Below are 18,265 nucleotides of genomic sequence, written 5' to 3'. Positions count from 1 at the left end.
AATCACACACATCGCCACATTTTCTGATCCGAGCCCGGACGCGGGTCGAAAGCGTCCCCGGGTCGAAAACGTCCGTTCTTCAGCCTGAACCGCCATTCGTATACACCCGGGTATTAACCGCCATGACCATAATCACCGCGACCACCCGCCTCGCTCGCGAACTCCGTCGCGATCATGATCAGGTCCAGGAGGCGGCGGGACGGGCTTCCTGGCCTACCGCGCAGATCATGCCGCTGTCCGCATGGCTGGCGGAAACGTGGAAAAATGGACTGTTTTCCGATTGCCCGGCAACGGCGGACCTCGCGGCAGACCCGACGGCAGGCCTGACGACGGAACCGACGGCCGCCCGCCTGCTCAGTCGGGCCGAAGAACAGTTGATCTGGGAAGACGTCATCCGATCCAAGGCCGAAGGCTCCCTGCTGGACGTTTCCTCGACGGCGGAGGCCGCCGCCCGATCCTGGGACCGCCTGTGCAGCTGGGCGATACCGCTCGACGCCGCGGCGTGGAATGAATCCGAGGACGCCCTGGCTTTCCTGTCCTGGGCCCGGGCGTTCCAGACCCGTTGTCAACGTAACGGCTGGATTTCGAGCGCCGAGCTTACCGCGTCTGTCGCGGATCTCATCGACCGCGGCGCGGCACCGGTCCCCGGGGAAGTTGGATTCGCTGGATTCCTCGAGCTTTCACCGGTGCAGCAACGCCTGATCGAAGCCCTCAGACAACGCGGCGTAAAGGTCCGGGAGAGCGCGTACACCGATGAAGCCGGCGACGCCGCGCGCGTGGGCTTTGCCGATGCCGGCCGGGAAATCCGCGCCGCCGCCGAATGGGCGCGCCGCTGCCTGGAGAGCGATCCGAACGCGCGCGACCCGGCGTTCCGGATCGGCATCATCGTGCCCGCCCTCAGCCAGCAAAGAGACGAGATCGAGCGCGTATTCGGCGAAGTGTTGCACCCCCGCAACCGATTGCGGACGGACCTCGACCCGATGCGGTGCTTCAACATCTCCCTCGGACGGCCGCTCGATGAATACCCCGTCATCCAGACGGCGTTCCTGTTTCTTGGATTCGACCCCGGAGATCTCTCCGTCGAATGCGTCGGCCGCATGCTTCGATCCCCCTTTCTGCCCGGATCCTCGGAGGAGATGACCAGCCGCGCCCTGCTGGACGCGGACCTGCGCGCCGGCGGCGCCACGGAGGTCTCCCTTTCGGATGTCATCGAACTGGCCCGGAAGCGAAGAGACAGGGGCGGGGACGGGGGCGGGTGTCCCGGACTCGTAACGCTCCTCGAGACCTGGTCGGAAAAGTACAGAACGCTTCAGCCTTCGCGGCTGCCCGGCGACTGGGCGCCGGCCCTTTCCGCCTTCCTTCGCGACATCGGATGGCCCGGAGACCGCACGCTCGACAGTATCGAATACCAGACCTTGGAAGTCTGGAGCGAATTGCTCTCCGATCTGGCCAGCCTGGACGACGTGTCCGGGTCCGTTCCGCTCCACGGGGCGGTGGACCTGCTGAGGAACCTGGCTGCGGCCAGGCAGTTTCAACCGGAATCCGCACCGGCCCCCGTCCAGATCCTGGGCGTATTCGAAAGCTCCGGCCTCCGTTTCGACCGGCTCTGGTTGATGGGCCTGCACGACGGCGCCTGGCCGGCCGATCCCGTGCCCGACCCGTTCATTCCGGTACGCCTTCAGCGCCGCTACGGCCTGCCCGGGTCTTCGCCGAACCGGGAACTCGAGTTCACCCGGATGCTCACCGGACGCCTTCTCTCGTCCGCGCCTTCCGTCGTCGTCAGCTATCCCGAGCGGGAGGAGGACGCGGACCTGGCCGTCAGTCCGCTCGTCCGCATGCTGCCCGAAACCTCGGCCGCCGGCCTGGGGATCCCGCCGCCACCCGGCGACGAGGAAGGGATACGCGACGACGAGGAAGGATCTCCCGCCGATTCCACGCTGGAGATCCTGCACGACCACTACGGACCGGCGTGCGACGACGTGGCGCTCCGGGGCGGGACCTTCCTGTTCAAGCTGCAGGGGGCCTGCCCGTTCAAGGCCTTTGCCGAACTGCGGCTCGGCGCAAGGGCGCTCGAGGAGCCTGAGCCTGGCCTGACCGCGCTCGACCGAGGAAGGCTCATACACCACGTGCTCGAACGGGTCTGGAGACGGCTGAAGTCTCACGGGCACCTGATCGCGGCGACGGAGGAAGGGCTGACGGATCTGGTACGCGGGCACGTCGAACCCGAAGTTCGGCGGATCCTGGGAGGCCGGTTCCGTCGCAATCCCCGTCTTGCGGAAATCGAGCAGGCCAGGCTGGTGCGCATCATCGGAGATTGGTTGGAACTGGAACGTCAGCGGCAGCCATTCACAGTGGTCGACCAGGAGGAGAGACGGTCGGTTGAAGTCGGCGGCATCGAGGTGAACATCCGGGCGGACCGGGTGGACCGCCTGGAGGACGGGAAGCTGGTCATCCTGGACTACAAGTCCGGGGAATGCGGTCCCGCCGACTGGGCGGGCGCGAGACCGGACGAACCCCAGCTGCCCATATACGCCGTTTCCGCGGAAGCCGCGGTGGCGGGCGTCCTGTTCGCGAGGCTGCGGACGGGAGAACCGGCATTCAGGGGGCTGGCCGAATCCCCGGATATCGCGCCGGGGGTCCGGGTACCGGAAGGGCAGCCGCCGATCACCCAGACCATAGACGCCTGGCGGGCGGTGCTGGACGAGCTCGGCCGCGACTACCGGGAAGGCCGGGCGCACGTGGATCCCAAGGACCCCGCAAAGACCTGCCGGTACTGCGAACTGCCGTCCCTGTGCCGGATCAGCCAGGGGACGGAAGAAGTGGAGGAAGCTGAAAATGACCGTGGTTGAACCCGCTGCGGACCAACAGCAACGTCTCGAAGCGCTCGATACCGCCCGGTCTTTCATCGTCCAGGCGCCCGCGGGGTCCGGCAAGACCGAATTGCTCATCCAGCGGTTCCTGGCCTTGCTGGCACGGGTGGACCGGCCGGAGGCCGTCGTGGCCATTACCTTCACCCGCAAGGCGGCTGCGGAGATGCGCCATCGCATCGTCGCGGCCCTGGGAAGCGCCGCCGGACCGCGGCCCGCGACGCCGCACGAAGCCCACACCTGGAAACTCGCGCGGGAAGCCGTTGCCCGAAACGACCGGCTGGACTGGCGGCTGGCCGAGCATCCGGCGCGCCTGCGTATCCAGACGATCGACTCGCTCTGCGCCATGCTGGTGCGCAGGATGCCCTGGGTCTCCCGCATGGGCGCGGCGCCCCGGCCGGTGGACGACGCGGGACACCTGTACGCGCGCGCGGCCCGGCGTACGGTGTCCATGCTGGATGCCGACGGGGCGCCGCCGGCGGTGTCCGGGGCCGTGGCCGAACTGCTTGCCCACCTGGACAACCACTTCGGGAGAGTCGAGCGGTTGCTGAGCATCATGCTGGGCTCCAGGGACCAGTGGATGCGGCACGTGGCCCATCGTGGGCACCGCAGAGCGTTGCGTGAATCTCCGGCGCTCGGCGGGCCCACCTCAGAGGACGACACCGCCACGTCCGGCGATGCTCCGGCACCCCGCGCGCCCGAAGCACTTCGAGCCCACCTGGAGGCCTCCCTTGAGGAAGTCATCGAAAGCGCCCTGGAACGGGTCCGGAACGGGTTCCCGGAGCGTTTCAAGGAAGAGACCGTTGCCCTCGCCCGTTTCGCGGCATCGAATCTGCGTGCGAGTAACCGGGCGAGTGCGATCGACGCATGTCAGGAGATGACCGGGTTTCCCGGGTCGGATGCCGAATCCCTTCCCTGCTGGACCGGAATCGCGGAGATGTTCCTGACCGGGCGGGGAACCCGGCGCCAGGCCCTGAACGTCAACCACGGTTTCCCACCGACCGATGACGGACGGGCTGCCAAGGAACGGCTTGCCCGCATCGACCTGGACCCGGAAACCGCCGAATCGCTGCACGAACTGCGCACACTGCCCCCTCCGCGTTTCGATGAAAGGCAGTGGGACGTCCTGAACGCGCTGATGCTCCTGCTGCCCGTGGCGGTGGAGCAGCTCAGGATCGTCTTCCAGGAAGAGGGATGTGTCGACTTCACGGAGATCGGCATTGGCGCGCGGGCCGCCCTGGGTCCGGACGAGGCGCCCACCGACCTGGCCCGCAGCCTGGACGATCGCATCATGCACCTGCTCATCGACGAATTCCAGGACACCTCCCAGAGCCAGTACGGCCTGCTCACCCGCCTGATCAGGGACTGGCGCCCGGATGATGGCCGGACGCTGTTCCTGGTGGGCGATCCCATGCAGTCGATCTACGGGTTTCGCGAAGCGGAGGTGGGGCTTTTCCTTCAGGCCCGGAAGAACGGCGTAGGCGCAGTCCGACCGGTCCCCCTCGCGCTTTCGGTGAATTTCCGTTCGCATCCACCCGTCGTGGATTGGGTCAACCGCGTGTTGCGCGAAGCATTCCCCCTGAGCGAGGACTTCCTCTCGGGCGCGGTGACCTACGAACCCTCCGAGGCGTTCAAGGCCGATGATTCCGACAGTTGCGTCCGCTTCCATCCCTTCCTCGACCGCGACCAGGAGGCCGAAGCCGAACGCGTCGTCGAGATCATCACCGAGGCACGGGCGCGGCGACCGGAAGAGACCATCGCCGTGCTGGTCCACGCCCGCAGTCATCTGGCCGGTATCGTTTCCGCCCTGAGAAGGCACGGGGTGAGATTCCGCGCCGTGGAGATCGACGCCCTGGGGGACCGTCCGGTGGTACGGGACCTGCTGGCGCTCACGCGGGCGCTCCTGCATCCCGGCGACCGGGTGGCCTGGCTGGCCTTGCTGCGCGCGCCGTGGTGCGGCCTCACGTTGACGGACCTCGAAGCCCTGGCCGGAGGCGACGTCCCGTCCGCGGTGTGGGACCTTCTTCAGGATCCCGCGCGGCGGGAGCGGCTGTCACCGGACGCACGGTCCAGGATCGACCGAATTTTGCCCGTACTCGCCGATGCCTTCGCCCTTCGCGCCCGGTTGCCCGTCCGCCGGCTGGTGGAAGGCGTCTGGTCCGCACTGGGCGGGCAGGCCTGCCTGGAGACCCGGACCGAGCGCGAAGACGCTTCCGCATTTCTCGATCTCCTGGATCGGGTTCAGGACGGCCTGGGGATTCCGGACGAGAGAGCCTTCGCCGATGACGTCGCCCGCCTTTTCGCGCCTTCCGACATCGAAGCCGCCGGGGACGTACAGCTGCTGACCGTTCACCGGGCCAAGGGGTTGGAGTTCGATACGGTCATCCTGCCCGGCCTGGGCCGTCTTCCGCGGTCGGAGGACCCGAGGCTGCTCATGTGGCACGAATACGCCCGTGGCGGCCGGCCCCGGCTTCTGCTGGCGCCTATTCGCGCCACCGGCAGTGAAAAGGACCCGCTCTACGCCTACCTGGCCCACATTGAAACGCAAAAACGCGAGAACGAAAGGACCCGGTTGCTCTACGTGGCCGCCACCCGGGCCCGGAAATGCCTGCATCTGCTCGGGCACGCCGTACCCGATCCGGAGAAAGAATCCCTGAAGACGCCGGGTTCCCGGACGCTGCTGGCGAGGATCTGGCACGCCGTTGAGCCGGAGTTCATGGAAGCGCTGAAGGACTACGAGGGAAAAGACCCGGAACGCGACACGGCCACGGCGAAACTCCGGGGGGTGCCGCTCCGCCGCCTGGTTGCGGGTTGGACGCCCGACCCGCCGCCCGAAGACATCGACTTCAAACCGCTTTACGATCCGACGGATCCCGACGGCGACGAGTCGGGTCATCCCACCTTCGAATGGGTAACCGAACTTCAGCGCCGGGTGGGCATCGTCGTGCACCAGATGCTCCAGCGCATGTACGCACCGGATCTCCTGGACTTCGACGATTACAGGCTTCGCACGGCGCTCCGGCTGGAAGGGCTGGCCGGCGAAAAGCTGGACGAGGCGGTTTCCCGGGCGCTGGCCGCCCTGGCGAACACGGTTGCCGACGAAAGAGGACGCTGGATTCTGTCCCGGCACCCGCACGACGAAAGAGAACTCGCCCTTACCACCGTCCTCGACGGCAGGATCCAGCGATACGTCGTGGACCGGACTTTCGTGTTCGAAGGCAGGCGCTGGATCATCGACTACAAGACCAGCGCCCATACCGGCGGGGATCTCGAGGGCTTTCTGAATAACGAACAACAACGGTACCGGAGCCAGCTGGAAGGCTACGCGGGCGTTCTGCAGTCGCTGGAATCCGGGCCGGTCAACCTGGGCCTGTATTTCCCTATGCTGCAGGGGTGGCGGACGTGGACGTACCCGGGGAACCCCCATTGAAACCCGTTAAGGATGCAATGCCTGATCACACTTTCCCGCTGATCGAAGTCGAGGGCAGCGGCTACGAGATGGGTTATCAGCACGGCGCGCAGGCTGCCGGTCTCGTCCAGCGGTACTTGCGATGGATCGAGCGGTTGACCGGGATGTCCCGGGATACGCTGTGCCGGAACGCCATGTGTTTCTGGCCGCGGATGGAGCACCTGAGTCCGGCCTTTTCGGAAGAGGTTCGAGGGCTGGCGGCGGGTGCGGGCATCAGCCTGGAAGAAGCGGTCCTGTGCCAGGCCCGCGCCGAGGCCGCGCAGCAGTCGGTCGGGGCCTGCACCGCCTTCGCGCTGACGCGGTCGGCCACGGCCGATGGAAACACGCTGGCGGGACAGAACCAGGATCTCGAACCGGAATACGCCGACGTCGCACTGCTGTTACGGGTCAAACCCGGCGACGGCCGGCCCCGGGCGTTGATGTTCACCTTTGCCGGCCAGCTGGGCTATTCCGGAATGAACGAGCACGGCGTGGCCCATTTCGCCAACGCCCTTTATGGATGTACCTGGAGGATGGGGCTGCCCCATTACCCGATCAAGCGCCTGGTCCTGGAACAACGGACGGTCGAAGACTGCGTGGAGCTTCTTTCTCGGCACCGCACCTGTTCGGCCGCCAACCTGGTGTTGTGCGACGGACAGGGACAAATCGATACCGTGGAAATACGGCCCGAGGGGATTGCCCGGTACCGGGACGCCCATCCGGACGCCTGCCTGCACACCAACCACTACCTGACCCCCGCGTTCGCCGGTCACGAAACCGGATTCCTGCCGGATTCGTGTCCCCGACTGGACCGTATCCGGCACCTTGTCGAGGCGCGTTGGGGGACGATCACCGTCGACACGATCATAGAAATCCTGGCCGATCACGAAAATGATCCCGGCGGGATCTGCCGGCACGGCGCGGTCGGGATGCACTCGATTTCAGGGTACATCGCCGAACCCGAAAAACGGCTGCTTCACGTCCGGCGCGGCCACGGTTGTCTGGGTACGTGGCAGGCGTACGAAGTGTGAGGCATCCGCAATCACGCATCGGCGCTGCCGGGTGTGTGAATTGAACGGTACGCTCCGTCCTTCAACACCGGAACGCAACGGCTCGCGTCCAAAGCCGCGGCAAGCCGCACATCCTCCGCGAATCCCCTGCCGATCAACTCTTTGCCGGAACCCGATCCACAAAGGACCGATTCCAGATCGTCCCTGAACGCCTCGAAAACCCGGGCGGCGGTTTCGGCTTCGGGCGAACGGGTGCCTTCCAGCGCATGGATGACGGCCCCCGCGCCGATCAGATCCTCGATCGCGGGTCTCAGGGTCTGTTGTTGCTTCCAGCGCTCTCCCGCGGGGATGATACTGATGCCGGTCTCGTATTGCCGCAGTACGCCGGCAAGGGCCGTTGCGTTCCGGATACAACCGGCGAATGTGGGCGTATCGCCGGTCGACAAAGATAGCGCGGACCCGTTGGGCGAGGGCAGAACAAGCGCAGTGCCGGCGGGTATGTCCAGCAGGGAGGAGGGGGACAGAGAATAGCCGCCCCCTTCGAATTCCCGGTTGGCATTGGCCAACAGCGCATTCCGGGACCTGGCGTAGGCCGCCGCCGAATGGTCCTTGGTACGAAAAGGGTAGACCAGCGCGCCGTTTCCCGCCGCGATGTCCACACTGGTGGTAAACGACAGGACGTCGACGATGACCACGGCCCGGCTGACGGGCAGCAGTTCCTGAAGCCCCTCCAAGCCCCACTCGCACCGGATATCGAACGAACCCTGGTCAAAGTACATCGAAAGCTCGCGGTCAGGCTGGCCGGCCTATGCGCTCGACTGTTCTTCGCGCGGGTTGTTGCGCAGATACCGGTTCAACTTGTGGGTCTCGTAACGAAAGTCGTCGATGTGCCTGGCGATCGTCGACAGCAGGATGACCACCTCGTGCAGCTCGCCACGCAGTTCATTCAGTACCTCGTTGGTCTCTTGCACTTCCGTGTTTCGCATGAATGCTCTCCCGATTCGGTGCAGACTGGTCTCAGGAATGGGTGCGTGCGGGAACGTCAGCCGGTGCGGACGCCGGGATGCCATCGTTAAACAGGATGTATAGTTACTATATAGTTTATTATTATTTCGAACGGAAGTTTAATTCATTTTTTTTTGTTACAACAGGGGAAGATGCACCCGGTCCGGCCTGAACCTGCTGACCCGCGGTCTCCAGCGTGAAGGTCTTCCTGCCATCCAGACCGCACGCCACCGGATAGGTTTTCTCCCTGGGGCCGCCTTTGCCGGGGACGTAGCGGACATGGGGCGGAAAGTAGGCGTATAGCGCCGTATTGCGTGGTTGGGAGGACCGGTTGGGACCGGACCCGTGCACCATTAGACTGTGGAAAAAGAGCGCGCTGCCGGCCTTCAGCGGCACCTCGATCTGACGGGCATCCTGCAGGTCGCGCTCGTGCGCGGTTTCCGCATCCTGTGCCTGGGCGATAAGACCCCAGTCTCTCAACCCCCAGGTGTGGCTGCGCGGGATGACTTTGAAACAGCCGTTCTCGGTCGTGGCGTCGTTCAGGGCAATGCTGACGGTCACGAGCGCGGGCGGTTCGATGGGCCAGTAGGCCGAATCCTGGTGCGGCGCATGGGCAGAACCGTGAAAGGCCGGCTTGAGCATCAGGGTGCTGCGGAAGAGCAGCAGGTCGGGACCGAGCAATCCACCCACTACCCGGAGCAGCCCGGGATGAACGGATAGATCGCGAAAGAACGTCGAGATCTCCCGCGTTTTTTCGATTTTCCTCAGCACGGGCAGACCGTCCGGCCGGTTCGCGCCCTTCGCGTAGGGCTCGCGCTGAAAACGCGAGGATGCCGGATCGCCGGCGGACTCGAGTTCCGCCGACAGTCGGTGCAGGCGTTCGATTTCCTCGTGGCATGCGGCCAGTTCGTCTACCGACAGCACGCCTTCGACGATCAAGTATCCCTCTTCCTCGAAAAAGGCCTTTTGTTCAGCCAGGCTCATCATCGTTGTGTCCCCTTTATTCTGGACCGTCCGAATATCCAGTAAGCCAGCGCGGAAAGACCGACGAGATCAAATGCGAAAACAGGCAGACGGTATATGGCCACTTCGTCGTAACGCATTACGGCGCCGCTGGCTCCCATGGCGGCGACGAGGAACGAGAAGGCCACGAGCCGCTTTGACCACAGGTTCACGGCCAGCGGGGCGGCCAGGATACCGAACAGCGCGGCATGGAATATGATGAACCCAGCATACCCGTTTCTCGTGGCCTGGGCGATCTCCCATTCATACCGGTAGTGCCAGACCATCAGCACGTGGGCGAAGACGATCAGCGCAACCGGCGTCATGTGTAACGGCCGGTGCCGGCCTGCGGCCACCAGTGCCATGTTCGCGGTCAACCCGGCGTAACCCGTAATCGCGGCGAGAAAGGTAATCGTTTCGATATGCATCGTTCGCGGTGGGTCCTGTTTTGCCGGGAACGTGTATACGTATGGCACGACCGATTTAATGCATCTTTTTCGGCGTTTCGGAGTCCAATAGAGTAGTACAGTAGTACAGGCGGACATCGAACAAGTGATTGCATCACGGCCACGATCGATTGCCCGCCAATGATCAAGGATTCGATATGTCTCCGGCGCCTCGCGGGAGCATATCCAATCATTTCAGCGACGGCATTCCTTGCCGCTTCCCATGCGGCCGCCCAAATGCCGTCGCTTTCTTTTTGCTAAATCCTGCGCATGGCCCGCGACCTGGCGCCCGGAAGCGTCAGGCCCTCCTGGTCCGCCCACATGGTCAGCACGTTCCAGCCTTCCTGCGCGCGGCCGCTATGGGCGTCCGTGGGCCGGCTGTTGCTGCGACCGCGCACCTGACGGATATACTTCCTGTTGTTGAGCAGTTCGATGGTCAGCACGTTTCTGGTCGTTCCGGACCCCAGGTATTCGACCTTCATGGACCAGATGGACCGGGTCCCATTCGCGCAGGAGGTCAGGTACGAGGCCACGCAGTGCTTCATATGCTTGCCCTCGTAAGCCAGGTCCCGGCTGTTGCAGATCTCTTCGATGCGCCAGGTCCTGATCTCCCCCGCCCTTTCGTCCTCGTCCACCCACGTGTAACCATCTACCCCGCAGGATGCCCACTGGCGGGGATTCCTGGGCTGGGATCGATTCAACCCGCGGTGCCAGGCGTCCACCCGCCGCAGCATGGACTCGGGCGTGCGGCCCTTCATGGTGAAATCCGGTTCGGGCGGATCGATGAGACGAACGCTTCCGTCCGGCTCCCTTCGCTCCTGGGCGGCCGTCCGCCGGTGATGGACGTAGTCGACGATCGGTCCCACGTGCGCCACGTCGAGCATGGTATGGTTCACGAAGAAGTGCAGCACGGTCTCCCAGAACGGCCCGTCCTCGAACCTTTCCCCGAGCATCGAATCGCAGACCGCCTCCGCCAGCAGGTCGTCGCCGCCCATCCCGATCACCTGGGCCCAGCGAAGGGCTGCGTCCACCGTGTATCCGGCCGGTGCGGACACGATATACGCATGGGCCATGCGCTTGGTGTAGCGCAGTGGTATGTTGGCCTTGCGGATGTTCTGTCCGGTACCGACATGAACGAACCATTCCTGCCGGGTCTTCGCCTCGGAATCCATGCCCGCGAAAAAGGCCGTGTCCATGCACGCGGGCACGTCGTATTCGGCCAGGAGATGTCGCGCCAGCGCGCCGAACTGCCGCCGACCGTTGTGACTGTCCGGTTTCCATGACTCGACCTCTCGGATCCAGCGGCCGTGCCAGGCGGCCAGCGACGCCAGCCCGTCCACGAAATTGTTGGCCGGCTGCGGTCCGTATTGGGGCACCACCGGCTTGAGATGGAACAGTCTGGCCTGTCTTTCGACGTGGAGGAGGAGCGTCAGGAAGGCGGAACGGGCCTTCGGATCAAGCGGCGCGTTCTGAAAGAGATGGCGCACCCGGAGCAGCACGGGACTGGTGAGTTCCCGGTCGTCGACCTCGCCGGCGGCGATCCGCTTCAGCAGGTCTTTCCGGCGCCTGCGGTGCTGGCTGGCGGACGACCGGTCGGCCTTCTCCCGGCTGCGCGCCTGCCGCCCCAACCGGACCTCCTGCCGGCGTTGCGCCTTGCTCTTCTGCAGGCCGTCCCCGGCGCCGTGCGCCCGGCACCAAGCCTGGTACTCCGCGACCGTACCCAGACCCAGGGCGGTGATATGCGCCTCGAGTTCCGAATTTATCCGGTGCTGTTTCGTGGTCTTTTGCGACGAGGCCAGTTCCCGACGCCGCTGCGGCAGGGTCTTGTTGAGCCGGACGTTGAATCCGTTCTCACGGCACCAGGCCGTGTAGGCTTCCACCGTATCCAGGTGAAGCGAACGGAGATGCCGGCGCATGGGTGCGCTCAGCCGCGGGTCGGCCTCGAGATGGGTCTCAGGCATGGCGAATCCTGTGAAAGTCCGGTCTTCCCGTTACTGTACACCATTGCGGATGTATTCGGCAACTGCTTTCAAGTCCCAAGCGGCGCCGACGGCGGGTTCTGGTCCACCTGGTCCGGGTGTAGGGTTCCAGTCCAACCGGCGCCTGCGGCGGGTTCTGGTCCTCCCGGAGCCTCTCACGGATCGAGCGGGACGGACAGGGCCTTCTCATCCGGCGCAAGGCAGACGGCGTCGTTACAGGCCTGGTAGTACAGGGTCGCGTACAGTCGCACGCCTTCCGTGGGGGATCCGCCTTCCGCGAGAGATCCGGGCTCCGAGAGAGATTCGGCTTCCACTTCGATTCGGGCGCTCAGCTGGATCTCCCCCTGGTACACTTCCACCGGAACATCGGTGAAGCCGAACCGTAACGTATCCGCCGGTGGATAGGAGACCGCGGCGGTCCGGATGGGCAGATCCGCGTTGAACGTCAGGGCCGTGGGAACCAGCCCCGGTACGTCGGTCTTGCCGCCGATAATGTGCCAGCCGTCCTCGATATGGATCGAAACGGTCGCTTCAAACACCCCGTCGCGCGGGCCCGGCACGGCGTTCAGGTAGGCCTCGACCTTCGCGTTGCCGCCGAATTCCGTCTCGGCACCGCTGACCGAGGCATGTGGCCCGCCGACCTCAGCATTGGGTCCGCCGGACCCGCCGTCTGTTCGTACAGCATCCTCTTCACCGTGCAGAAAATCCTGCAGTGCAAGGATCATGGAGGTGAACTGTCCGGGGACCTCCTTCATCGACGCGGCGTAGGCGCCGAAAAGACGGGCGGCCCGTGCACGGTACCGCGGATCGCCGGTGTGGCGCGCGAGTGAAAGCAGCACCCGTGCGGCCACGCCGTTCCCCGATGCCCGGGCCCCATCGAAGGCGTTCCTCGCGCGCAGGAGCTGGTATTTCTCGGCTTCCCCGAAGTAATACCCGCCGGTATCCGAATCCCAGAAACGCTCGTTCATCCGGGCTGTGAGCGTTTCGGCGGCGACGAGCCAGCGGGAATCCGCACTGGCCTCGTACAGACTGAGCAACCCTCCGATCAGGCAAGCATAATCCTCCTGGAAAGCGCGTCTGCGAACCGCACCGTCGGAATAGATCCGGTAGAGGCCGAGTTCGTCGTCCCAGAGCCGGTCGAGCATGAAGTCCGCTGCCCGCGCGGCCGTTTCGATGTACCGCCCGTCTCCGGTCACAAGCCCCGCGTAGGCGAAGGCGTCGATCATCTGGCCGTTCCAGGCCACGATCACCTTTGGGTCCACCACGGGACGCTTGCGCTTCGACCGCGCCGACCGCAGCACTTCGCGCACGGATTCCAGGCCGGCGAAAGGTCCGGTCGGGTCCGCTTCCTCCCGGACGTACAGGACGCCGGATCCGGCGGGAACGTCTGCGACGCCCTCCGACGCGTCTTCGGCAGCAGCACTTCCGTCTGCCGCACTTCCGTCAGCCGTCCTGCCCGTGACGCCCGTCGTACGGGTGGCGGCCACCCCGGGCATCGGCACCAGTCCATACCTACCCAGAAACACGTCGGCGTCCGCGCCGAGCGTCTCCCTGATCTCCGCCTCGGTCCAGAGGTAGTACCGGCCCTCCACAGCGTCGGTCTCGGAATCCACCGATGCGTGGAAAGCACCGTCGACGGACCGCATCTCCCTCTGGACGAAGGCGAGCACGTCTTCGGCGACCGCCCGGTAGGCGACGTCGCCGGTCATGGCAAAGGCCAGCAAGTAGACCCGGGCGAGATCCGCCTGGTTGTACAGCATCTTCTCGAAATGGGGGATGCGCCAGGCGGAATCCGTGGCGTACCGGTGAAATCCACCGCCCACGTGGTCGTAGAGGCCGCCCTGCATCATGACGTCCAGGGTGTGGGTGGCCATGGACAGCAGGGACCCGTCGCCGGTGCGTTTGTATTCCTTCAGCGCGAGTTCGATACGCAGGGGCGCCGGGAACTTGGGCGCGGGGCCGAATCCGCCGTTTACGGCGTCGTAACGCGTCTTCAGATGGGACCGGGCGCCGGACAGGATGGCGTCATCCGGTTCCGCCGTCCCGTCGGCCGCGACCTGGTCGCGCTGAAACGAGCGGATTGCTTCGGCCACCCGGCCCGCCTGTTCGACCAGGTCGTCCCTGCGGGTCTCCCAGGCCTCCCTCAACAGGTTCAGTATGCGGGGGAAACCTGGCCGGCCGGGGAGATCTTCCGGCGGGAAATAGGTACCGGCGAAAAACGGCTCGAGGTCCGGCGTGAGGAACACCGAATTGGGCCAGCCGCCGCCGCCCGTGATGAGCTGGGTGGCCGTCATGTAGATCTCGTCTATATCCGGCCGTTCTTCCCGGTCTACCTTGATGTTTATGAAATGGGCGTTCATGACCGCGGCGATGTCGGGGTCGGAGAACACCTCGCGCTCCATGACGTGGCACCAGTAGCAGGTCGCGTAACCGACGGACAGGAAGATGGGTTTCCCCTCCCCGCGGGCGCGTTCGATCGCCTCCGCGTCCCAGGGATGCCAATCCACCGGATTCCGGGCGTGGGCGCGCAGATAGAGACTGGTTTCTCCGGACAGCCTGTTTAAGGGAGGTCCGGGTCCGGCATCGCAACCCAGGACCACAGTCCCGGCGATGAGGACGAAGGCGGCGTGGCAAAAGCGGGCCGAGCAAGGCATGCGGGCAGCCCTAGATGTGGATCGCCGCGCCTTCCATCCCGGCGGCGGCTTCCATGACCAGTTCCGACAGCGTGGGGTGGGCGTGAATGGTCTTGTGGAGTTCCCGGGTGGTCGATTCCAGCGTGCGCGCGGTGCAGATCTCCGCGATCAGTTCGGTGGCGTCCGCCCCGATGATGTGCGCGCCGAGGATCTCGCCGTATTTCGCGTCCGCGATCAGCTTGACCATGCCGTCCGTCTGGCCGGCGGCCACGGCTTTGCCGCTGGAGCGATAGGGCATTCTGAAAACCTGGATTTCGCGTTCCGCGGCGGCCTGCGCCTCGGTCAGGCCGACGCTGGCGACCTGGGGCTGGCAATAGGTGCACGCGGGGATGTTCTCGCGATCGATGAGCGCCGATGGATGGCCCGCGAGCCGCTCCACCAGGTTGATCCCTTCCGCGGACGCCTTGTGGGCGAGGAGGGGCGGACCCGTGACGTCGCCGATGGCGTACACGCCGGACACCGTCGTCCGGCACTCGTCATCCACCCTGATGTAGCCCCGGTCGGTCTCGACGCCGACTTCTTCGAGCCCGATATCCTCGACGTTCGCGTCGCGGCCGATGGCCAGGAGCGTGACGTCGGCTTTCAGCGTCTCTTCTTTCCCGTCGACGGTTACAGTCACCGAGGTGCCGCCCGAACCCGATTCGGCCGAATCGACACGTGCCCCTGTCTTGATCCCGATGCCCAGTTTCGCGAAGCTCTTTTCCAGCGTTTCGCTGATCTCTTCGTCTTCCAGGGGCAGCAGGTGAGGCAGCATCTCGACGATGGTGACCTCGGTTCCGTAGGCCGCGTAATAGTAGGCGAATTCCACGCCGATCGCACCGCCGCCGATGATGGTCATCGACCCGGGCGGCTCTTCGATCAGCATGGCCTCGGTACTGGTGATGATCCGATTTCCGTCCACCGGGACGGCCGGGATCTCCTTGGAGCGCGAACCCGTCGCCAGGACGATCGAACGGGCGTTAACGGTCTGCGTCTCACCCTTGCCGTTCGTCACGTCGACGGAAGTGTCCGAAGCCAGGCGGCCGCGGCCGCTGACGAGATCCACTTTGTTCTTCTTGAGGAGGAACTTGATGCCGCTGGCCAGTGTGTCGGCGGCCTTGCGGCTGCGCTGCACGGCCTTGCCCATGTCGAATTGCAGGTTGTCGCAGGAAATGCCGTAATCTTCGGCGTGGCGCAGGGTCAGTACGAGCTCGGCGTTCTTCAACAGCGCCTTGGTGGGTATACACCCCCAGTTCAGGCACACGCCGCCGGGCTTGTCCTTCTCGATCACCACCGATTTCAAGCCCAGCTGGGCCGCCCGTATCGCCGAAACGTAGCCCCCGGGGCCGCCGCCGACCACTGCCACGTCGTAGATCTCTGATGCCATGTCTGACTCCGGTAAAATGAATGAATCCCAACTGTCCCTGAAGCGCTGGTATAACTAACGCCCACGGCCCTGTATGTCAAGATAATTCTCTTGTCTGCCAGGGATTTACGTTGTATCATGAGAAGGAGCGGAGGACAGGTGTATACGGGCCTCGTAGCGCGTACCGAAACGGCCGGACACATGACCCTGGAAGCCATCACCAAGTCTATCGCACACGGGCGAATCACCGAGCTGATCGAAGAGTTGGTCGCCATTCCGTCGGTCACGGGAAACGAACGGGCACTGGGCGACATGCTCCAGGGGTGTTTCGGCGAGATCGGTCTTGCCGGGATTCACCGGATTCCGGTGGAGGATTCGGGCGACACCCTGGCCGTGCGGATTCCCGGTCGAGGGAACGGCCGAGGGAACGGCCGCGCGTTCATGCTCAATTTCCACCAGGACACCTTCGACGCGTGCGACGGTTGGGAAACGGACCCGTGGTCGCCCGTGGTCAAAGACGGATGCATGTACGGGCTCGGCGCACACGACATGAAGGCGGGTGCGGCGGCCGTGCTCGTCGCGGTGGAGGCCATCGTCCGGTCCGGGACTGAACTGGCCGGCGACCTGATCGTCTCCGCCACCACCGACGAGGAGAACTGGTCCCGGGGCGCCCACGCCCTGATCGACAGCGGGCTGCTCGAGGGGTGCGAAGGCTGCCTTATACCCGAACCGACGCCACCGGGGCGTCTGCGCATCGGTTCGCGGGGCCGGCACGTGATCAAGATCGACCTGGCGGGTAGGACGGCCCACGCCGCGTACACGGGAGAAGGCGTCAACGCCGTTCATGACGCCGCGAAGATCATCACGGCCCTGGACCGGATCGAACTGGGCTGGAACGAGGAGTTCGAACTTGGCGGTACAATCTGCGTCATCGAAATCAGCGGGGGAAGGAACATCATCCTTGTACCGGAACACGCGCAGGTCGTCCTCGACCGGCATATCCTGCCCGGACAGTCGATCAACGAGGCCGCGGAGGACGTCGAGGCGCTGATCCGGTCTCTGTCGATCGCGTCCGAGTGGCGCGTCACGTGGGACGACCGTCCCACGCCCGCGCCGGCGCCTTACATCGTGGATCCCGGGTCGAAGTTCGTCCAGTCCACCCGGAAGCGGGTCGAGGAGCAGCTCGGTCGGCCGGTGCGATATGCCCTGGCAAGGAGTGTGGCCGACACGAACCACTTTGCCGTGACCGGGTGCATCCCGACGCTGGTGTACGGCCCCGAAGGGGGAAACACCTGCCAGGCCAACGAATTCGTCAGTATCGAGTCCACTCTACGTGTCGCACGGGCCTATTGCGGCATCGTGATCGACATGCTGGGAGTCATGCGTTAGCCCATCATGTTTCAACGCCTTCTCATCATCGCCCTCTTCGTTGTGGTCGCGATCCTGCTCGTCCGAACAATCGCGAACTGGTTCAACCGGGGCGGCTGGATCGGCCGGGGACAGTCCGAAATAAAGGGCAGTTGGGCGGTGGTCGAACCGCTGGGCAGGCTCGGCAAGGCCGCCGAAAACACCCTGAAATCGTCGTTGAAGCTCGAAGACGGGGATGATCTGCAGAAGGTGGCGGTGCTGTTCGACGTGGCGCACCGGACCGTCCATAGCCTTCCTCTCGATGCCGCCGAGTTGCGTATCCTTGCCGATGAGGCGTCCGAGCCTATACGCGGCGTACTATACCGGGACGAGGCTGTATACGCGCCCGGCTGGTTGCTGTTCGCCGCGGATCTCGTGCAGGATGCCCATCCCGCTATGTATGCGTACGAGGTCAAGCGGCTCACCCTAACGGCCTACCGGAAAGTCTTCCCGTCGGACGAGGAGACAGTACTCCCCCCGGAGCGGACCCTGGCGCCCGTCGCGTACGGGACGCCGCCGCCGGTCGGCGATCAGTACGGCCACCTGGGCGGCCTGGGTGCGGAATATACCCGGGACGCGGCCTATGTCTCCCTGCTCGAGTGCCCGGTAGAGGCGCTGCCCGACGAGGCCATGGTGCCCTTGTTGCAGTTGCTGTTCAAGACGGAGGACGAACCTGTACCGGATGGCGAGACCCAGGTAGACGAACTGCTGGCGCGGTACGAAGACCGGCTTTACACGGCGGCCGTCCACGTCATGATCCGGCCGGAATCGTCTGCGTCGGCCAGACCGCCTGCAACGGACGGGAAGACCAGACCGCCTGCAACGGACGGGCAGTCCGGACCGCCTGGGTCGCCTAGACCCGGCGCCTATTCGCCGGCGCTGTTCCGGGTGATCGGCGCGTGGCCGCGGTCATCCGCGGAACCGCTTTTCCGAGCGGCCCTCGAATCGGGTTGGAACGACTGTGCGCGCTTTCTGCCCGAATCGGGATGGGCGCGGGACCTGAAGGCCGTGTTTCGAGACAGTCCCTACGGCGCTCCGGCATAGGACGGCGTATTTGAGATGG

Annotated in this window: 12 protein-coding genes; 5 read left to right on the top strand and 7 right to left on the bottom strand. The window is 64.9% G+C overall.

Going from position 1 to position 18,265, the window contains the following annotated elements; all coding sequences use genetic code 11:
* Window positions 1-122: 122 nt before the first annotated feature.
* Genes F4Y38_11150 through F4Y38_11140 form a run of 3 tightly spaced genes read left to right on the top strand, consistent with a single transcriptional unit; the run spans window position 123 to window position 7,346 of the window.
* A complete protein-coding gene (locus F4Y38_11150; protein ID MXY49834.1) occupies window positions 123-2,849 on the top strand; it encodes a hypothetical protein in 2,727 nt (908 codons plus the stop codon).
* Window positions 2,836-6,297, top strand: a complete 3,462-nt coding sequence (locus tag F4Y38_11145; GenBank protein ID MXY49833.1) for an AAA family ATPase — start codon at window positions 2,836-2,838, stop codon at window positions 6,295-6,297. Before F4Y38_11150 ends, F4Y38_11145 begins: the two co-directional genes overlap by 14 nt.
* 17 nt (window positions 6,298-6,314) lie before the next feature.
* Entirely contained in the window at window positions 6,315-7,346 is a 1,032-nt protein-coding gene (locus F4Y38_11140) for a hypothetical protein (protein MXY49832.1), read from the top strand.
* Window positions 7,347-7,357: 11 nt separating this feature from the next.
* On the opposite strand, the gene F4Y38_11135 is transcribed toward F4Y38_11140, so the two are convergent.
* The 7 genes from F4Y38_11135 to lpdA all read right to left on the bottom strand — a co-directional run bounded on the left by F4Y38_11135 (window position 7,358) and on the right by lpdA (window position 15,816).
* Entirely contained in the window at window positions 7,358-8,104 is a 747-nt protein-coding gene (locus tag F4Y38_11135) for a hypothetical protein (protein MXY49831.1), read from the bottom strand.
* A 27-nt stretch (window positions 8,105-8,131) separates the two neighbouring features.
* A complete protein-coding gene (locus F4Y38_11130) occupies window positions 8,132-8,311 on the bottom strand; it encodes a hypothetical protein (protein MXY49830.1) in 180 nt (59 codons plus the stop codon).
* Window positions 8,312-8,432: 121 nt separating this feature from the next.
* Entirely contained in the window at window positions 8,433-9,317 is an 885-nt protein-coding gene (locus tag F4Y38_11125; protein ID MXY49829.1) for a phytanoyl-CoA dioxygenase family protein, read from the bottom strand.
* Complete coding sequence (locus F4Y38_11120) at window positions 9,314-9,760, bottom strand: hypothetical protein (GenBank protein ID MXY49828.1); 447 nt, start codon at window positions 9,758-9,760, stop codon at window positions 9,314-9,316. The genes F4Y38_11125 and F4Y38_11120 overlap by 4 nt, the downstream gene beginning before the upstream one ends.
* A gap of 275 nt (window positions 9,761-10,035) precedes the next feature.
* The gene (locus tag F4Y38_11115; GenBank protein ID MXY49827.1) at window positions 10,036-11,739 is read right to left on the bottom strand and encodes a hypothetical protein; all 1,704 of its coding nucleotides are present in this window, start codon (window positions 11,737-11,739) and stop codon (window positions 10,036-10,038) included.
* 173 nt (window positions 11,740-11,912) lie between these two features.
* Window positions 11,913-14,411, bottom strand: a complete 2,499-nt coding sequence (locus F4Y38_11110; GenBank protein MXY49826.1) for a thioredoxin domain-containing protein — start codon at window positions 14,409-14,411, stop codon at window positions 11,913-11,915.
* 10 nt (window positions 14,412-14,421) lie between these two features.
* Window positions 14,422-15,816: a dihydrolipoyl dehydrogenase gene (gene lpdA, locus F4Y38_11105; GenBank protein ID MXY49825.1), complete on the bottom strand. Its 1,395-nt coding sequence runs from the start codon at window positions 15,814-15,816 to the stop codon at window positions 14,422-14,424.
* A gap of 117 nt (window positions 15,817-15,933) precedes the next feature.
* Between lpdA and F4Y38_11100 the strand changes: the two genes are divergently transcribed.
* Together F4Y38_11100 and F4Y38_11095 are read left to right on the top strand one after the other, a co-directional pair.
* Window positions 15,934-17,184: a M20 family metallopeptidase gene (locus tag F4Y38_11100; GenBank protein ID MXY49824.1), complete on the top strand. Its 1,251-nt coding sequence runs from the start codon at window positions 15,934-15,936 to the stop codon at window positions 17,182-17,184.
* A 6-nt stretch (window positions 17,185-17,190) separates the two neighbouring features.
* Window positions 17,191-18,246 carry a hypothetical protein gene (locus F4Y38_11095; GenBank protein ID MXY49823.1) on the top strand — a complete coding sequence of 352 codons (1,056 nt, stop codon included), beginning with the start codon at window positions 17,191-17,193 and terminating at the stop codon, window positions 18,244-18,246.
* Window positions 18,247-18,265: the final 19 nt, after the last annotated feature.

The organism is Gemmatimonadota bacterium (genome assembly GCA_009838645.1).
Lineage (GTDB): Bacteria > JAAXHH01 > JAAXHH01 > JAAXHH01 > JAAXHH01 > JAAXHH01.
This window is presented reverse-complemented; position numbering and strand designations above follow the sequence as displayed.

What these genes read in the sequence shown, in the direction of transcription:
- F4Y38_11150 (MXY49834.1), top strand. Translation starts at nt 123, where the DNA reads ATGACCATAATCACCGCGACCACCCGCCTCGCTCGCGAACTCCGTCGC.
- F4Y38_11145 (MXY49833.1), top strand. Translation starts at nt 2,836, where the DNA reads ATGACCGTGGTTGAACCCGCTGCGGACCAACAGCAACGTCTCGAAGCG.
- F4Y38_11140 (MXY49832.1), top strand. Translation starts at nt 6,315, where the DNA reads ATGCCTGATCACACTTTCCCGCTGATCGAAGTCGAGGGCAGCGGCTAC.
- F4Y38_11135 (MXY49831.1), bottom strand. Translation starts at nt 8,104, where the DNA reads ATGTACTTTGACCAGGGTTCGTTCGATATCCGGTGCGAGTGGGGCTTG.
- F4Y38_11130 (MXY49830.1), bottom strand. Translation starts at nt 8,311, where the DNA reads ATGCGAAACACGGAAGTGCAAGAGACCAACGAGGTACTGAATGAACTG.
- F4Y38_11125 (MXY49829.1), bottom strand. Translation starts at nt 9,317, where the DNA reads ATGATGAGCCTGGCTGAACAAAAGGCCTTTTTCGAGGAAGAGGGATAC.
- F4Y38_11120 (MXY49828.1), bottom strand. Translation starts at nt 9,760, where the DNA reads ATGCATATCGAAACGATTACCTTTCTCGCCGCGATTACGGGTTACGCC.
- F4Y38_11115 (MXY49827.1), bottom strand. Translation starts at nt 11,739, where the DNA reads ATGCCTGAGACCCATCTCGAGGCCGACCCGCGGCTGAGCGCACCCATG.
- F4Y38_11110 (MXY49826.1), bottom strand. Translation starts at nt 14,411, where the DNA reads ATGCCTTGCTCGGCCCGCTTTTGCCACGCCGCCTTCGTCCTCATCGCC.
- lpdA (MXY49825.1), bottom strand. Translation starts at nt 15,816, where the DNA reads ATGGCATCAGAGATCTACGACGTGGCAGTGGTCGGCGGCGGCCCCGGG.
- F4Y38_11100 (MXY49824.1), top strand. Translation starts at nt 15,934, where the DNA reads ATGAGAAGGAGCGGAGGACAGGTGTATACGGGCCTCGTAGCGCGTACC.
- F4Y38_11095 (MXY49823.1), top strand. Translation starts at nt 17,191, where the DNA reads ATGTTTCAACGCCTTCTCATCATCGCCCTCTTCGTTGTGGTCGCGATC.